This is a genomic window from Paracoccus suum, assembly GCF_003324675.1.
Taxonomy (GTDB): Bacteria; Pseudomonadota; Alphaproteobacteria; order Rhodobacterales; family Rhodobacteraceae; genus Paracoccus; species Paracoccus suum.
In genome coordinates, this window is record NZ_CP030918.1 from 2,985,604 (window position 1) to 3,001,496 (window position 15,893).

Genomic DNA, 15,893 nt, shown 5'->3' on the forward strand with positions numbered 1-15,893 from the left:
ATGATGTGTCCGCCCGTCTCGGGGGGCGACGCGCCCGCGGGGCAGGCGGGCGATCCGCTGAACATGGCCGCGGGGCCGGACGGCACGATCGTCCGACGCATCATCCATGTCGACATGGATGCATTCTTTGCCAGCGTCGAGCAGCGCGACGATCCTGCCCTGCGCGGCAAACCGGTGGCGGTCGGCGGCTCTTCCCTGCGCGGCGTAGTCGCGGCAGCCAGCTACGAGGCCCGGCGGTTCGGCGTGCGCTCTGCCATGCCGTCGGTCAGGGCCGCGCGGCTCTGCCCCGAGCTGATTTTCGTCAAGTCCCGCTTCGAGGTCTACAAGGAGGTCAGCCGCCAGATACGCGCGATCTTCCTGGACTACACACCGCTGGTCGAGCCGCTGTCGCTGGACGAGGCCTATCTGGACGTCACCGACCATCTGCAGGGCCGCACGGCCACCGCCATCGCCCGCGAGATCCGGGCCCGCATCGTCGAGGCGACGCGGCTGACCGCCTCGGCCGGGGTCAGTTACAACAAATTCCTGGCCAAGCTCGCCTCGGATCAGCGCAAGCCGGATGGCCTCTTCGTCATCCCGCCCGAGGCGGGACCGGGCTATGTCCATTCACTGCCGGTCAGTCGCTTTCACGGCGTCGGCCCGGCCACGGCCGCGAAGATGGAGGGGCTTGGCCTGCGCACCGGCGCCGATCTGCGTGCGCATGACGAGGCCTGGCTGACGCGTCATTTCGGCAAGGCGGGGGGTCATTACTGGCGCATCTCGCGCGGTATCGACCACCGGCAGGTGCGCCCCGATCGCATCCGCAAATCGGTCGGCGCGGAAAACACCTTTGCCGCCGATATCCACCTGCTGTCCGCCGCCGCCGAGGCGCTGGGCCCGCTCGCCTCCAAGGTCTGGCGCCACTGCGCGGCAAACAATGTGCGCGGGCGCAGCGTGACGCTGAAGGCGAAATACAGCGATTTTCAGATCATCACGCGGGCGACCACCCTGCCCCGCTGGGTGGAATCCGAGGCAGAGCTGCTGTCGCTGGCCCGAGCGCATTTGCCCCAGATTCTGCCCGACCCGCGCGGCGTGCGGCTGCTGGGGGTGACACTGTCGCACCTTGAAGGCGCGCAGGGTGAGGAAGACCACCGCCAACTGGGGCTGGATATCTGATCGCCCGCCGGGCGCGGCGTGCTATTCCGCCGCCTGCGCCATGGGATTGTTCGGATGCGCCCGCCAATCGCGAAAACCGCCCGCGGGCAGCCCGGTCCGCTGGTCGATCTCGCCCGGGGCAAGCTCGCGCATAGTGATGCAATCCTCGACCGGGCAGACATCGACGCAGAGGTTGCAGGCGACGCATTCGTCCTCCTTCACCGTGAAAATCCGCGTCGGCGACATGGCAATCGCCTGGTGGCTGGTATCCTCGCAGGCGATGTAGCAGCGGCCGCAATGGATGCAGGCGTCCTGGTCGATGACCGCCTTGGTAACGTAATCGAGGTTCAGATACTGCCAGTCGGTAACATTCGGAACGGCACGGCCGATCAGATCGGTCAGGCCGATCTGCTTGCCGTCCAGATAATCCCGCAGGCCAGAGATCATGTCCTGCACCACCTTGAAGCCATAGGTCATGGCGGCGGTGCAGACCTGCACGTTGCCCGCCCCAAGCGCCATGAACTCGGCCGCGTCGCGCCAGGTGGTGACGCCGCCGATGCCACTGATCGGAAAGCCGCGCGTGGCCTCGTTGCGGGCGATTTCGGCCACCATGTTCAGGGCGATGGGCTTCACCGCCGGGCCGCAGTAGCCGCCGTGCGTGCCCTTGCCGTCGATGGTCGGCTCTGGCGCGAACAGGTCCAGATCGACCGAGGTGATCGAGTTGACGGTGTTGATCAGGCTGACCGCATCAGCGCCGCCACGGCGCGCGGCCTCGGCTGGTTTGCGCACGTCGGCGACGTTGGGCGTCAGCTTGACGATGCAGGGCATCCGCGAATGCTGCTTGACCCAGCGGGTCACCATCTCGATGTATTCGGGCACCTGGCCCACGGCGCTGCCCATGCCGCGCTCCGCCATGCCATGCGGGCAGCCGAAGTTCAACTCGACCCCGTCGGCGCCGGTATCCTCGATCCGGGCCAGAATGGTTTTCCATGATTCCTCGTCGCAGGGCACCATCAGGCTGATGACCAGCGCGCGGTCGGGATAGTCGCGCTTGACGCCCTTGATCTCGTCAAGGTTCACCTGCAGCGGTCGGTCGGTGATCAGTTCGATATTGTTGAGGCCCAGCACGCGGCGGTCGGCGCCGTGGATGACGCCATAGCGCGGGCCGTTCACGTTGACGATCGGCGGGCCGTCGAGGCCGAGCGTCTTCCACACGACGCCGCCCCAGCCGGCCTGAAAGGCGCGCCGGACGTTGACTTCCTTGTCTGTCGGCGGCGCAGAGGCCAGCCAGAACGGGTTGGGCGAACGGATGCCGATGAAATCGCTGCGCAGGTCGGCCATGATGAACCTCGGCGGCTAGGGGTTATTCGGCGGCGTGCAGGTCAGGCGCGTCAATCGGCGTGAGGGTAATGCCCATCAGGGCGGCGTGGATATCCTCGGCGGCGTCGCGGCCGTTGGCGACGGCGGTGACGGTCAGATCCTCGCCTCCGGCGGCGCAATCGCCGCCGGCCCAGACCCCGGCCAGCGAGGTCCGGCCGGCGCCGGTGATGGCAATCTTGCCACCCTCCAGCGCGATGCCATCCGGCGCGCCCTCCAGGCGCTGCCCGATGGCGGAAAGGATCTGGTCTGCTGGCAGACGGAAGCTCTCGCCGCTGTTGAGCATGGTCCCGTCCGGCAGATCGATGGTCCATCCCAGGTCCAGCGCGCCGTCATCGGCCCGCGCGGTTGGCACGGCATTGGTCGCGATCCGAACGCCTGAGGTCACGGCATGCTCCTGCTCGTGGGCCGAGGCGGACATCCGGTCCTGCCCGCGGCGATAGGCGATGGTAACAGTCTGCGCGCCCAGCAGCCTCGCCTGCACGGCGGCATCAATGGCAGTCATCCCGCCGCCGATCACGACCACGTCTCGGCCAACGGGCAGCGCCGCGCGATCGGGCGTCTGCCGCAGTTCCGCGATGAAATCGACGGCATCGCGAACGCCCTCGATCTCGAGGCTGTTCACACCGGCCAGCCCCATCCCGAGGAAGACCGCGTCATGGTCAGCCTGCAACTGCGCCAGCGTGACGTCCGCCCCCAGACGCACGCCCTGCCGCAGGGCGATGCCCCCAATTCCCAGCAACCATTCAATCTCGGCCTGGGCAAAGCCGTCGACGGCCTTGTAGCTGGCAATGCCGTATTCGTTCAGCCCGCCCGGCTTGGCATGGGCGTCGAACACCGTCACCTCATGCCCCTTGGCGGCAAGGCGATGGGCGCAAGACAGCCCCGCCGGGCCGGCGCCGACCACGGCAATGCGCTTGCCCGTCGGCGCCCCGCGCCGGAACGGATGGATGCCGGCGGCGATGATCCCGTCGGTCGCATGGCGCTGGAGGGCGCCGATCTCGACCGGCAGCCCCTCGGCCTCCATCCGCACGCAGGCCCCCTCGCACAGCGTCTCGGTGGGGCAGACGCGGGCGCACATGCCGCCAAAGATGTTGCTGTGCAGGATAGTCATGCCGGCGGCATCGGGCGTGCCGGACTGGATCTGACGGATGAACAGCGGGATATCGATCCCGGTCGGGCATGCCGTCACGCAGGGCGCATCGTAGCAGAAATAGCAGCGGTCAGCGGCAACGCGCGCCTGATGCGGCTCGAGTGCCGGGGCGACGTCGCTGAAATTGGCAGCCAACTCATCCGCGGGCAAGCGGCCCGGCACCACCCCTGGCGTGAAGGCACTGTTGGTCATGCGGCCCCCTTGGCTGATCCCACGCGGGCGCGGGACTTGGCTGATCCTTCGATGAGATCAGCGTGACGCACTCGCCCCGCGCCGGTCAAGGACCAAGGTATGCACGGAGCGGAGGTCAGGAGCTCTGTGGCAGACGCGAAAAGCCCTCGGGCTGACTCAGCATGGCCATGATCTGGCGGGCCATTTCAACCGATTCCGGGACGTGTCCGCGCTCGTCCCGGTAAATCCAGGCGGCGTGCGGCCCGGCCTGTGACAGGCCCAAGGGTGGCACCGGGTCTCCTCCGATGGACGTCCAAAACGGAAGGAAGTGGTCGCGATAGTGATGAACGTCGAGTTCATTCTGCACGAGAATGGCGCGCGACCGTGTTACGGTCTGCCATCGCGCGGACATGTCAACGCGCAGCCGGAACGCTGCCCTGATCGCGTCGGGCGAGGCGTTCCCGAACGCGGCCGCACGGAAATTGGCGACATGGCGCGTTATTTCGTAGTTCATGGCGTCGGACTGGGCATTGACGGCAACAGCGGTCGATCCCTCGATCTGGGCAGCAAGTGCAAGCGCCGCAAAGCCACCTGCGGAACTGCCGTAAATCACGATCCGCTCAGACGGAATGCTGCCCGCCCTCGCGAAGGAAGAGACGAACTCCGCCAGTTGGGGGATCGCGTCGTTCCTCTCGTCGCCAATGCACCAGCCTATGCACAGGCGTTCGTCCAGTTCGAGCGTTGGGTCGGCAATGCACAGAACGTCTCCTGGGAAAATCCCTTCACGGGCCCAGCGCCCACGGCTGAACACCGGCAACACATGCTTGGTACGATCAATGGCAGAGGGCATCATAACGAAGAGATGGCGGCCCTCGCCCGGATACAGGACAGCAGGAAATCGCCAGTTTCTGCCCTTCAGGTAGAAAACCCTTTGCCCATCGGCCGCAGCACGAGGGAGCGATTGGGCGCTTACGGGCTGCGGATTAACAAATAGCGGGCCGGAGCTGCGGCTTTCGGTCTGGCCGTCGGCAGTTCGGGCAAACGCCTGGATGCGATAAATCCCTGGAGGATGGCGGCCGACAAAACGGAAGACACAGCTGTCCTGATACCATATAGTTGTGACTCGCTCTTCATTGCGAAAAAGATAGGCCGCATACTGAGTGCCGGGCGGAAGATCCGACGGAAAGACCTCGCACACGATGTCAGGGGCATCGAAACTTGCAACGACCTCACCAAGGTACTTCATCATGCCCCGCCCTGCGCCTGTCACTCGCCGTTAGCGCCGATCCATGGGACGGGGCAAGGCAGAACAGCCTCCGAGCGATGCGTAGAGCCTTCCATCGGGTCTAGCTCACATCCGCGTACCCAATTTGCCACGGCCGAACGGCCAGTTCTGCCGCAAGGAAATCGACGATCGCGCGCAGCTTGGCCGGCATCGGGCTGATCGGTGGCCAGACCGCCATGATCGGCAGTGTCCGCGTCTCGAAGTCGGCAAGGACCTGCACCAGGCGTCCGTCGGCGATCGCCTCGGCCACGATGAACTGCGGCAGCATCGCCAGTCCGAGCCCGGCTACAGCCATGTCGCGGATTGCCTCGCCGTTGTTCATCACCAGCCGGGCGCTGACCTTGGGCGAGATCCAACGGCCGCCCTGCTGAAACAGCCACAGCCGGGCGTCGGGCAGGTGGGCATAGCCAATCACCTGGCGCGACGAAAGGTCGGCCGGGGCCTCGGGCGCGCCGGTGCGGGCGAGGTAATCGGGGCTGGCAACCACGATCTGGCGATCCTCGCACAGCTTCTTGGCGATCAGGGCGCTGTCGCGCGCTTCGCCGATGCGGATCGCCAGATCGAACCCCTCGCGGGCCAGATCGCGGGCGCGATCGTCGAAATCGACGCGCAGAGCCAATCCCGGATGGGCTACGGCGAAGCGGGCCAGGATCGACGCCAGATGCATCGTGCCAAAGGTCATGGGCGCTGCAATCGACAAGCTGCCGATCAGCGCGCCGCCGTCCATGCCCCAGGCAGCGCTTTCCGTGGCGGCGACAAGCTCCGCGAGGGCGGGGCGCAGCCGCTCGGCCATCTGCAGCGCCGCCTCGGTGGGGGTGATGCGGCCGGCATTACGCAGGAAAAGGGCGGCGCCGCGCGCCGTCCGCTGGCCGAGTATGAAGGCCCCCCATTACGGCCCCATAAGTGTCGCCTGCCCACGAACTGCCCGGGCAAACCTTGGCTTGGGTGTGACCTGTCGGCTCCCCGAGGCGAGGGCGATGTACCTGGACTGCTTTCCACGATTCTAACGACCTCCTCCGCCGATTACACGTATCCGTGAGCAGAATTCCGCCGGTCGAAATCGGATCGCATTTTAAATAACTGACAGCAAACCGAAATCTGTCCTTCCCGGTCACGCGTTAAGGGCATGGACAGGTTCGGCCCGCCTCACCATCATTCCCTCAGGCTGCAGATCCCCGCTTGGCATTGAAATGCCGGGTGTTGCCACGGCTGTATTACGAGTGACCATTCGAAGGTTATCATATAGGAGTGCAAGAAATGCCGTCTCCGAGCCAGGATAACGAAGACTGGTGGGTCAACGACCAGACCCCCGACAATCCCTACGGCAAAAGCGAAGATTACGACGCCTTTCTTGACTACCTCGGCGCGCTCAATCGCAGCCTGACACCGGCGATCGCGCAAGAGCCGTTGAAGGTCAACCTTTCCGAATTGAACAACCATCCCGAATACAAGGCTGCCGCCGAAGGCGCGCTGACGATGTGGTCCTCGGTGACCCCGCTTGAATTCGAAATCATTGACGACATTCCATTCGATCGCGCCACGCAATGGATGCAAGTCGTCAGCCCGGAAATTGGCGAGCCCGGCGACGGCAGCGCCTATTCCAGCAACCGTTACGTCAGCATCGGCCAGCGTTTCCATGATACCGAGCCGAACAAGACCGATATCGGCGGCTATGTCTTCGATTCATTTATACACGAATTCGGCCATGAATTCGGCCTGAACCATCCGGGACTCTACAATTATAGCGGCCCGGGTGGGGTGCAGATCAATTACCTGAATAACGCCACCTGGATCTACGATCGTCAGCAATACAGCGTGATGTCCTATTTCGATGGCATCGACGTCGGCGAGACTACCCGCTGGTCCGCGTCGACCCCGATGCTTGCGGATATCGAAGCTGTTATCAGGCGCTTTTTCTCGACCGTTGATGCCAATGGGGTGCGCACTTATCAGACCATCGACCTCAACACCGGCGACAACACTTACGGCTTCAACAGTTCCCAATATGGCTATCAGCTGACGACCTCCGGAATGCAGCACGACATCGGTTTCGTGATCCACGATACGGGTGGCGATGATACCATTGATTTTTCCGGATCGACTGCCGGGACCATCCTCGACCTGCGCGCCGGCCAGTTTTCCAGCGTGAACGGCCACAGCAACAACGTGTCGATCTTCGCCGGCCACAATGCCGATGCCACGCAATATTATGTCGAAACCGGGATTGGCAGCCGCTTTGCCGATGTCCTGATCGGCAATGACGGCGACAATATCCTCGATGGCCGGGGCGGCGGCGACAGCATGGCCGGCAACGGCGGCGACGATACCTATTTCGTCGACTCGGCCGATGACGTCGTGCGTGAGCTTGCGGATGGTGGCAATGACACGATCATCGTGATGTCGCGCGATATCGACGTCAGCGGTTTTGCCAATATCGAGAACGTGATCTACGTCGACGGGACGGACGTTCCCGATGATGGCGGGGGCGATACGCCGGTCAATGGCGGCGGCGCGCTGGGCAGCATCATCTTTGGCGACGCCAAGGATAACACGCTTAACGGCGGTGCTGGCGGCAACACTATCTTTGGTCTCGACGGCAACGACCTGATCATCGGCGGGCGCGACTCGCTGGCCAGCCGCGACATCAACAACACCATCCCGATTGCCGATCTGGAGGACCAGACCGAGAGCGACGACGGCAACGACGCGCTGTATGGCGGTCGCGGCGACGACACCATCATGGGCGGCGCGGGCGATGACACGCTCGACGGCGGGGATGGCAACGACGTGCTGCGCGGGCAAGACGGCGTCGACGTCTTCCGCGGCGGTGCCGGGGTCGACACGGTCGACTACAGCATGGAAAGCCCGTTCCAGCTGCTCGTGAACCTCGAGGCGAACCTCGCCAGCGGCGGCACCGGCTCGGGCGACACGTTCTACAGCATCGAGAACCTGATCGGCTCGGATGACCGGATCGACCGCTTCATCGGCACCTCGGCCAACAACCACTTCTGGGGTCGCGGTGGCGGCGACTATTTCAATGGTCGCGACGGTGACGACATCCTGGATGGAGCCGCCGACGGCGACATCATCTATGGCGAGGGTGGCAACGACACCATCATCGGCGGCAGCGGCCAGGATTATCTGGACGGTGGCGAGGGGAACGACACGGTCGATTACACCGGCAGCAACGCCGGCGTGACCATCAACCTTGCCAATGGCAACACCAATGGTGGGGACGCCGACGGGCCCGTACAGATCGTCGGGCGCGGGACGGTGATCCGGCACGACATCATCGTCGGGTTCGAGAATGTGCTCGGCTCGATGCACAACGACAACCTGATCGGCAACGCGCAGGCGAACCTGCTGTCGGGCGGCATGGGCGATGACACCCTGTCGGGCGGCGCAGGGGCCGACACGCTGCAGGGCGGCGCGGGCCTGGACACCGCGGACTATGCGGACTCGGCCGCTGGCGTGCGCATCAATCTCGGTCTCGGCAAGACCGGGGATGACACCTACGTCTCGATCGAGAACCTCTCCGGCTCGGGGCATGCCGACCGTGTGGCCGGTGACAATGCGGCCAACGTGCTGACCGGCCAGGGCGGTGCCGACACGCTGCATGGTGGCGATGGCGACGACGTGCTGCTGGGCGATTTCGCTTACCAGGGCGAGGCACCCCCGCGGCCCGGAATGGGCAGCGGCTATGCCACGCTGGGTCCGGACGCGACCAACAACTCGATCGCGACGGCGTTCGACCTGTCGAACAACTTCTCGCTTGCGGCAGATCCGGATATCTTCGACTCGACCACGATCCTGCACTCGACCGTCAACGCGACGGGCAATGGCCAGGGTGGCTACTACAAGGTGAACCTCGCGGCAGGCACGGTGCTGACGGTCGACATCGACCATATCGCCGATCCCAACGTCCACGACAGCTGGGTCAAGATCCTCGACAGCGCCGGCAATGTCGTCGCCGAGAATGACGACGGAGGCGGCGATCCCGGCTCGGTCACCGGCCGCGACTCGAGCGCGGTGTTCGTGGCTGACACGTCGGGCACTTACTACATCCTGGAGGGCAAGTGGTCGCCCGATGCGCCCGGTGACGGCTTCGTCGCCGCGGTGCCCGAGGGTTCCACCTACGAGGTCAACGTTTCGGTCGACTTCCCGCCGGCGCCTGCCCGGCCGGGCGTTTCCGGGGCGGACATCCTGGTCGGCGACGCCGGCAACGACCTGCTGGACGGCGGCCTTGGGGCGGACACGTTGAAGGGCGGCATAGGTGAGGACACCTTCCGTTTCTCGACAGAGCTTGGGAACGGCAATCTGGATCGGATCACCGACTTCAACGTGGCGGACGACCAGATCATGCTCGATGATCTGATCTTCACCGAGATCGGCCCAGAGGGCATCCTGCGTTTTGGCGCGTTCCATGCCAGCTCGTCCGGGACCGCACAGGATGCCGATGACCGCATCCTGTTCGATACCGACAACGGCGTGCTGTCCTATGACGCCGACGGCACTGGCGAAATCGAGGCGATCCAGTTCGCCCGCCTGACCGGCGGCCTGAGCCTGAGCGAGCGCGATTTCATCATTATCTGATCGTGCGACGCAAAAGGGGGGCTTCGGCCCCCTTTTTTTTGTTTATGGAACCTGCCACCTCACACGGAAGGAGACGTGGCAATGAAGCGATTTACCGATCGACGCATGGTACTGATGGCCGCCGGTACCGCCGCCGCCGCTGCGGTCGCAGGCTCTGTCGCCGCCCAGACCGCCGACATCCGCGGCACCGTCGAATACGAAGGCGGGATCGAGATCCCCAAGGGCCAGCTCGTCATCTACGTCGAGGGTCCGGCCCCAGAAAACGCTCGCGTCCCGGACAACGCAGCCAGGGTCGAAAGCGACGGCGGCGCGAAGAAGGTCGAGTTTTCTGTTCCCGCCGTCGCCCGGACCGCTGCCCCCGCGCAGGAGGTTGTCGCCCGGCTGGAGCGCGCGGACGGCTGGCTGCTCGCCCGGGGCAGCGCCACGCTGACAGCCGACGCGCCGGTGCAGATCGTCCTTTATACCGCGATGTACTGATCCACTCAGTCCGGCAGCGGGATGAATTCGCTGCGGTCGCTGTCCGGCAGGTCGAACTGGCCATTGCCCCAATCGGCCGTGCGCCATTCGTGCTTGGCGGCCTCGATGCGCTCTTGTGACGAGGCAACAAAGTTCCACCAGACATAGCGCGGCCCGTTCAGGGTGGCGCCCCCCAGCGCCATCAGCCGCGCGCCTTGCGGGCCGGCGGCGACGGTGATCGCGTCGCCCGGGCGGAACACCATCATCTGGCCGGCAGCAAACTCCTGGCCGGCAATCGTGACTGAACCTTCAGTGATATAGAGGCCGCGATCCTCGTGGTCGTCGGGCAGTGGAAAACGCGCCCCCGGGACCAGCGTCACGTCCAGGTAGAAGGTGTCCGAATAGAGCGTCGCCGGCGCCCTCTGACCATAGGCATGGCCCAGGATCAGGTTGGCGCGAATCCCCTCGGCCTCGATCACCGGCAGCGTTTCCTTGCCGTGATGCTCAAAGATCGGGGCCATGTCCTCGCGGTCCTCAGGCAGGGCAATCCAGGTCTGGATGCCGTAGAGGCTGTGCGGGCCCTGACGGCCGGCCGCCGAGGTGCGCTCGGAATGGGTAACTCCCTTGCCCGCGACCATCCAGTTGACCGCGCCCGGCAGGATGACCTGGTCCGTCCCCAGCGAATCGCGATGGTGAAAGTCGCCGCGATAAAGATAGGTCACCGTGCCCAGCCCGATATGCGGGTGCGGGCGGATGTCGATGCCCTTGCCGGTCAGGAACTCGGCCGGGCCGGCCTGGTCGAAAAAGATGAACGGCCCGACCATCTGGCGTTTCGGGGCGGGCAGCGCGCGCTTGACCTCGAACCCGCCCAGGTCCCGGGCGCGGGGAATTATCAGGGTCTCGATGGCGTCGATGCCGATGTCGTCCGGGCATCCGGGACTTAGCGCGGGGTTCCAGCTCATCTTCACGCCTCCTTGGCTGTCACAAAGCTATGACGCGTCCGCCTTACGCTCAATCCTGCGCCCGTTCGGCAAGACAGAACGCGGCGGTTGCTGGCCATTGCCGCGAACCGGGGTGCAGGATGGCCGGGAACAGAAACCAAACCCGCCGGCGGTTCGTTTATTTGGATCGAAGGAGGTTACCATGGCCGAGCTGAATGCCGAAAAGCGCGACGATCTGGACAAAGGCTCGTTTGCCTTTCCCAAGCAGCGCAAGGAGCCGCTGGAAGATGCGACGCATGTCCGCAACGCGATCGCCCGCTTCAACCAGGTGAAGGACGTGTCCGACGACGAGCGCGACGAGGCGTGGAAACGGATCAAGGCCGCCGCGAAAAAACACGGGGTCGATGTGAAAGAGAAATCCTGGCGTGAGATTGGCAAGTAGGAACGATGGAGACGTGGCGGGCCCCGGCTCGCCTGTCGGATGCGGCCGGGTGCGCGGGAGAAGCAGCGCCCCGGCCGTTCCGATGTCTGGCTATGCGCTTCAGGTCACTAGCCAGCATCCGCCCTGCATCATTGAGGTTCCTGAGAGGTCCGCGTGACCACCGGCATCCACCACGTGACGGCGATCACCGGCAACGTCCAGCGGAACGTCGATTTCTACGCCGGCTTCCTCGGCCTGCGGTTGGTCAAGCAGACCGGCGGCTTTGAGGATGCCGAGCAGTTGCACCTGTTTTATGGCGACGCCCTCGGCAGCCCCGGATCTTTGGTGACTTTCCTTGTCTGGCAGGACGGCGCCGCGGGCCGCGCAGGCCTCGGGCAGGTTGCCGAGATCGCCTTCGCGGTGCCCCCCTTGTCCATCGGAACGTGGCTACAACGCGCGATGGAACTAGGCCTGCCGGTCAGCGGGCCGCAGCGCGAGTTCGGCGAGACGGTCCTGAGGCTGCGCGACCCGGACGGCATCACCGTCAAGCTGGTCGGGATCGACCTGCCCAGCGCCGCCCCACTACCGGGCGACGGCGCCCCGACGCGCCTGCGGGGGGTCACGATCCTGACCGATGACGCCGAGGCCGTTGCCGATTTCGCCGCCCTGTTCGGCTATTCCGAGGCGCTGCGCGATGGGCCCTTCATCCGCATGGCATCTGACAGTGACGTGCTGGATATCCGACAGTCGGCTGGTTTCGTCGGCGCCGCGCAGGGGGCTGGCGCCTTCGACCACGTCGCCTTCCGAGGCCCCGACGTCGAGGCAGTGCAGGCCATGCGGCTATCGTTGCAGGACCGGGGCAGCGCCACTGCCGTGCACGACCGCAAGTATTTCACCTCGCTCTACGTGCGAGAGCCGACGGGCGTTCTGTTCGAATATGCCACCGACGGTCCCGGCTTTACCGTTGACGAAAACCCCGACGAGCTGGGCCAAACACTTTTCATTCCCCCTCAGGATGCCGCCCGCGAGGCCGATCTGCGCGTGATGCTGCCGCAGTTCGCCCTGCCGGGCCACGAAAGGATGCCGATGCGCGATTTGCCTTTTATCCACCGCTTTCACACGCCGGACGATCCCGACGGTTCGGTCATCGTGCTGCTGCACGGCACCGGCGGGTCCGAGGCCGACCTGATGCCGCTTGGCGCGCGACTGAACCCGCGGGCGACCCTGCTGGGCGTGCGCGGCCGCTCGACCGAGGAAGGCATGAACCGCTGGTTTCGTCGGATCGACGCGGTGACCTATGATCAGGCCGATGTCCGCGCCGAGGCCGAGGCCTTTGCCGGCTTCGTCGAAGGCGCGCTGCGCGGCTATGGCCTTTCCGCCGACAAGCTGACCTTCCTGGGCTATTCCAACGGGGCCAACCTGCTGGGCGCGATCATGCGGCTGCACCCGAGCGCCGTGCGCCGCGCGATCCTGCTGCGCGGAATCGAGGTGCTGGAGAATCCCCCGGCGGCTGATTTGAACGGCACGCGCGTTCTGATGACGACCGGCGCGCGCGATCCGTTTGCCCGAGTGGCCCCCGCGCTGGAAGCCTCGCTGAGCGCCGCCGGGGCCGACCTGGATGCGCGACAGGTCAATGCCGGGCATGAACTGGTGCCCGAGGATCTCGCCATCGCGCAGGCGTGGCTGGCCCGATGACAAGCCCGGCACGCCCAACGAAAACATGAGGTTCTCAATGTCCGAGATCACATTCGCCAAACAGGACGATGGCCGCCACGGCCGCTATACCGCCCGAATCCAGGGGATCGATGCCGAGGGTGAACTGACCTTTACCCACCGCGGGCCGGGCGTAATCAGCGCCGATCACACCGGCGTTCCGGACGAAATCGGCGACCGGGGCGTGGGCAAGGCTCTGCTGGATCACATGTTGGCCGACGCCCGCGCGAACGGCTTTCGAATCATTCCGGTCTGCCCCTTCATCCGCGCCCAGTACGCGCGCCACCCGGAATGGGCCGAGTTGTTCACCATCAAGCCGGGCGAGGCCCCCTGAGGGCACCGCGGGCCATTGCACGCGCTGTCACACAGGCTCACCCGCGTTTCCTCTCGGGAGGGTCGTCATGCGCCTGATAATCTCCGCCGCGATGCTGGTCCTTTTCGCCCTGCCCGGCCATGCGCAGTCCGATCCAGCGACGAGGATCGACCAGATCCTTGACGCGGCCGAGGCCATGGCGCCGTTGGAAACAGTGCTCGTCGCCCACGAGGGAAAGATCGTCGCCCAACGCGGGTATCGCGGCCACTCCGCGTCCGAGCCGACGAATATCAAGTCTGCCTCAAAGCTTGTCATCTCTGCCCTCGTCGGTATTGCCATCGACAAGGGAGTGCTCGACGGCACCGATCAACTGGTGGCGCCGATTTTGCAGGGCGACCTGCCTGCCGATCCGGACCCCCGCTTGAGCCGCGTGACGATCGGCAATTTGCTGTCGATGCAAGCGGGCCTCGAATCGACCTCCGGCCCGAATTACGGCGCCTGGGTCGGCAGCCGCAACTGGGTGCGCAGCGCCCTCGCCCGTCCGTTCGTGGACGAGCCCGGCGGGGGGATGATCTATTCGACCGGCTCGTCGCATCTGCTGTCGGCGATCCTGACGCGCCAGACCGGCCGCTCGACAATGGAACTCGCCCGGGACTGGCTCGGCCCGCTGGAGGGCTTCCGGATTACGGCGTGGGAGCACGACCCGCAGGGCATCTATCTCGGCGGCAACCAGATGGCCATGACTCCGCGCTCACTGCTGGCACTGGGCGAACTTTACCGCAACCACGGCATGACGCCGGGCGGCAAGCGGTTGATCTCGCAGGACTGGATTGACGCGTCATGGTTAGAGCGCACGCGCTCGCGCTACACCGGCGGCGGCTACGGATACGGCTGGTTCATGGGCGAAGTCGCGGGGCGGCAGGTCCGCTACGGCTGGGGCTATGGGGGCCAAATGGTATATGTCGTCCCAGCGCTTGGACTGACGGTCGTGATGACATCGGACGAGACGACCCCCTCTGCCGCGACCAGGCATCGCGAGGCGCTATACGCGCTTCTGGGCCAGATCGTCTCTGCCTTCGACCCGGCAAAGGACAGTCCTACCGACGGACAATGAGTCCGCGCATAAAGCGTCTCGTCCCATAATTCGCGGAAAACCAAACAACAACCGAGCCCTATGGGCGGCACACCGTCGCGCGGGCAAGTCGCCGCGCTTGGCCCGGGACAAAAACTGTTGACCCAACGTCCGCGGCTTGTTTATGCATATCCTGCATCAAGTATGAAACATAATACCCGAAGGATGGGTCATGCGCGAAACTTCCGCAAATTTGTGGGATAGTCCCACGGCAGCGCCGGTCGCGGCCGCACGGCCCAATATCGTCGCGCTGAGCCGCGCCGCCGAGACGGCGGTCATCGCGCCGCGCGACGGCGGGGCATGGTGGGCAGACTGGCGCCGGGCCGTTGCCGCACGCATCGCCACCCTCAACGGGCAGGACGCCATGGCAGCCAATTGGCGCGAGGGGCTGGATGGCGAGGCCCTGAAGGTCGCTGACCCGGCCGCAGGCACGGACACCATCCTCGGCTTTGTCGATGGCGTGGCGACCCATCCCAAGGATGTCACCGCAGCCGATGTCGAGGCGCTGAAAGCGGCCGGCGTGTCCGAGGCGGATATCGTCCGCCTGTGCGAGCTGGTGGCCTTCATCAGCTACCAGTGCCGCGTCGCCGCCGGAATGGCGCTGCTGGAAGGAGCCGCCCAATGAGCCGTATCCTGCACCGCTTTACCCGCACCATTCCCGGCTGGCAGCCACGGGTCACGCCACTCGATCTGAAGGAAGCCTCGGCCGAGCAACTGGACGCGCTGAAGGTCACGCCGTCCAACACCAAGGTGTCGGACTACGTTCTGGTCCTGGCGCATGACCCGGAAACGCTGGCCGTGCGCTCGCCGCTCTTCAACGCCATCATGTACGAGACCGGCGGCCTCGGCCGGGCCGAGCGTGAACTGGGCGCAATCGGCGCCTCGATTGTCAACCGCTGCGTCTATTGCGCCGCCGTCCACGCCAACCGCCACGCGCAGCTGTCGCGCGATTCCGCCGTGATGGACGAGATCTTCGCCCAAGGCGAATCCGCGAAGCTGGGCGAGCGCGACCAGGCGATCTTTGATTTCGCCGTCAAGCTCTCGCAATGCCCACCCGCCGCCGGCCCGGCCGACATGGCGCGCCTGCGCGAAGCCGGGCTGGAGGACGCCGAGATCGTGGACCTGATCCTGTCCACTTCACTCTTCGGCTGGGCCAACCGGCTGATGCACGTTCTCGGCGATCCGGTCCGGGAAGACGCCTGAC

Annotated in this window: 14 protein-coding genes; 9 read left to right on the forward strand and 5 right to left on the reverse strand. The window is 65.3% G+C overall.

All coding sequences use genetic code 11. The annotated features are described in order from the left end of the window. The gene (gene dinB, locus DRW48_RS14495) at window positions 1-1,155 is read left to right on the forward strand and encodes a DNA polymerase IV (protein WP_241963290.1); all 1,155 of its coding nucleotides are present in this window, start codon (window positions 1-3) and stop codon (window positions 1,153-1,155) included. A 21-nt stretch (window positions 1,156-1,176) separates the two neighbouring features. Here the strand turns inward: dinB and preA are convergent, their stop codons facing one another. The 4 genes from preA to DRW48_RS14515 form a co-directional block, all read right to left on the reverse strand. Next, window positions 1,177-2,475: an NAD-dependent dihydropyrimidine dehydrogenase subunit PreA gene (preA, locus tag DRW48_RS14500; RefSeq protein ID WP_114077044.1), complete on the reverse strand. Its 1,299-nt coding sequence runs from the start codon at window positions 2,473-2,475 to the stop codon at window positions 1,177-1,179. 22 nt (window positions 2,476-2,497) lie between these two features. After that, a complete protein-coding gene (locus tag DRW48_RS14505) occupies window positions 2,498-3,856 on the reverse strand; it encodes an NAD(P)-dependent oxidoreductase (RefSeq protein WP_114077045.1) in 1,359 nt (452 codons plus the stop codon). A 115-nt stretch (window positions 3,857-3,971) separates the two neighbouring features. Beyond that, window positions 3,972-5,084: a hypothetical protein gene (locus DRW48_RS16020; protein WP_162784787.1), complete on the reverse strand. Its 1,113-nt coding sequence runs from the start codon at window positions 5,082-5,084 to the stop codon at window positions 3,972-3,974. A 97-nt stretch (window positions 5,085-5,181) separates the two neighbouring features. Further along, a complete protein-coding gene (locus DRW48_RS14515; RefSeq protein WP_114077047.1) occupies window positions 5,182-5,913 on the reverse strand; it encodes a substrate binding domain-containing protein in 732 nt (243 codons plus the stop codon). A gap of 464 nt (window positions 5,914-6,377) precedes the next feature. Between DRW48_RS14515 and DRW48_RS16490 the strand changes: the two genes are divergently transcribed. Together DRW48_RS16490 and DRW48_RS14525 are read left to right on the forward strand one after the other, a co-directional pair. Then, window positions 6,378-9,713, forward strand: coding sequence for a M10 family metallopeptidase C-terminal domain-containing protein (locus DRW48_RS16490; RefSeq protein ID WP_114077048.1), 3,336 nt, complete (start codon window positions 6,378-6,380; stop codon window positions 9,711-9,713). An 81-nt stretch (window positions 9,714-9,794) separates the two neighbouring features. After that, complete coding sequence (locus tag DRW48_RS14525; protein ID WP_114077049.1) at window positions 9,795-10,190, forward strand: hypothetical protein; 396 nt, start codon at window positions 9,795-9,797, stop codon at window positions 10,188-10,190. A 5-nt stretch (window positions 10,191-10,195) separates the two neighbouring features. Here DRW48_RS14525 and DRW48_RS14530 read toward each other — a convergent pair whose 3' ends face one another. Next, a complete protein-coding gene (locus DRW48_RS14530) occupies window positions 10,196-11,131 on the reverse strand; it encodes a pirin family protein (RefSeq protein WP_114077050.1) in 936 nt (311 codons plus the stop codon). A gap of 181 nt (window positions 11,132-11,312) precedes the next feature. Here DRW48_RS14530 and DRW48_RS14535 point away from each other — a divergent pair, with 181 nt between their 5' ends. From DRW48_RS14535 to DRW48_RS14560, 6 genes are all read left to right on the forward strand, one after another. Continuing rightward, window positions 11,313-11,552, forward strand: a complete 240-nt coding sequence (locus DRW48_RS14535; protein WP_114077051.1) for a DUF6582 domain-containing protein — start codon at window positions 11,313-11,315, stop codon at window positions 11,550-11,552. A 153-nt stretch (window positions 11,553-11,705) separates the two neighbouring features. Further along, window positions 11,706-13,226: a VOC family protein gene (locus DRW48_RS14540; RefSeq protein WP_114077052.1), complete on the forward strand. Its 1,521-nt coding sequence runs from the start codon at window positions 11,706-11,708 to the stop codon at window positions 13,224-13,226. 37 nt (window positions 13,227-13,263) lie between these two features. Continuing rightward, on the forward strand, window positions 13,264-13,578 hold the full coding sequence (locus tag DRW48_RS14545) for a GNAT family N-acetyltransferase (protein ID WP_114077053.1): 315 nt from the start codon (window positions 13,264-13,266) through the stop codon (window positions 13,576-13,578). A gap of 67 nt (window positions 13,579-13,645) precedes the next feature. Next, the gene (locus DRW48_RS14550) at window positions 13,646-14,671 is read left to right on the forward strand and encodes a serine hydrolase domain-containing protein (RefSeq protein WP_114077054.1); all 1,026 of its coding nucleotides are present in this window, start codon (window positions 13,646-13,648) and stop codon (window positions 14,669-14,671) included. A 190-nt stretch (window positions 14,672-14,861) separates the two neighbouring features. After that, complete coding sequence (locus DRW48_RS14555) at window positions 14,862-15,314, forward strand: hypothetical protein (RefSeq protein WP_114077055.1); 453 nt, start codon at window positions 14,862-14,864, stop codon at window positions 15,312-15,314. Beyond that, window positions 15,311-15,892 (forward strand): peroxidase-related enzyme, encoded by a 582-nt coding sequence (locus tag DRW48_RS14560; RefSeq protein ID WP_114077056.1) that lies wholly within the window; start codon window positions 15,311-15,313, stop codon window positions 15,890-15,892. Before DRW48_RS14555 ends, DRW48_RS14560 begins: the two co-directional genes overlap by 4 nt. Window position 15,893: the final 1 nt, after the last annotated feature.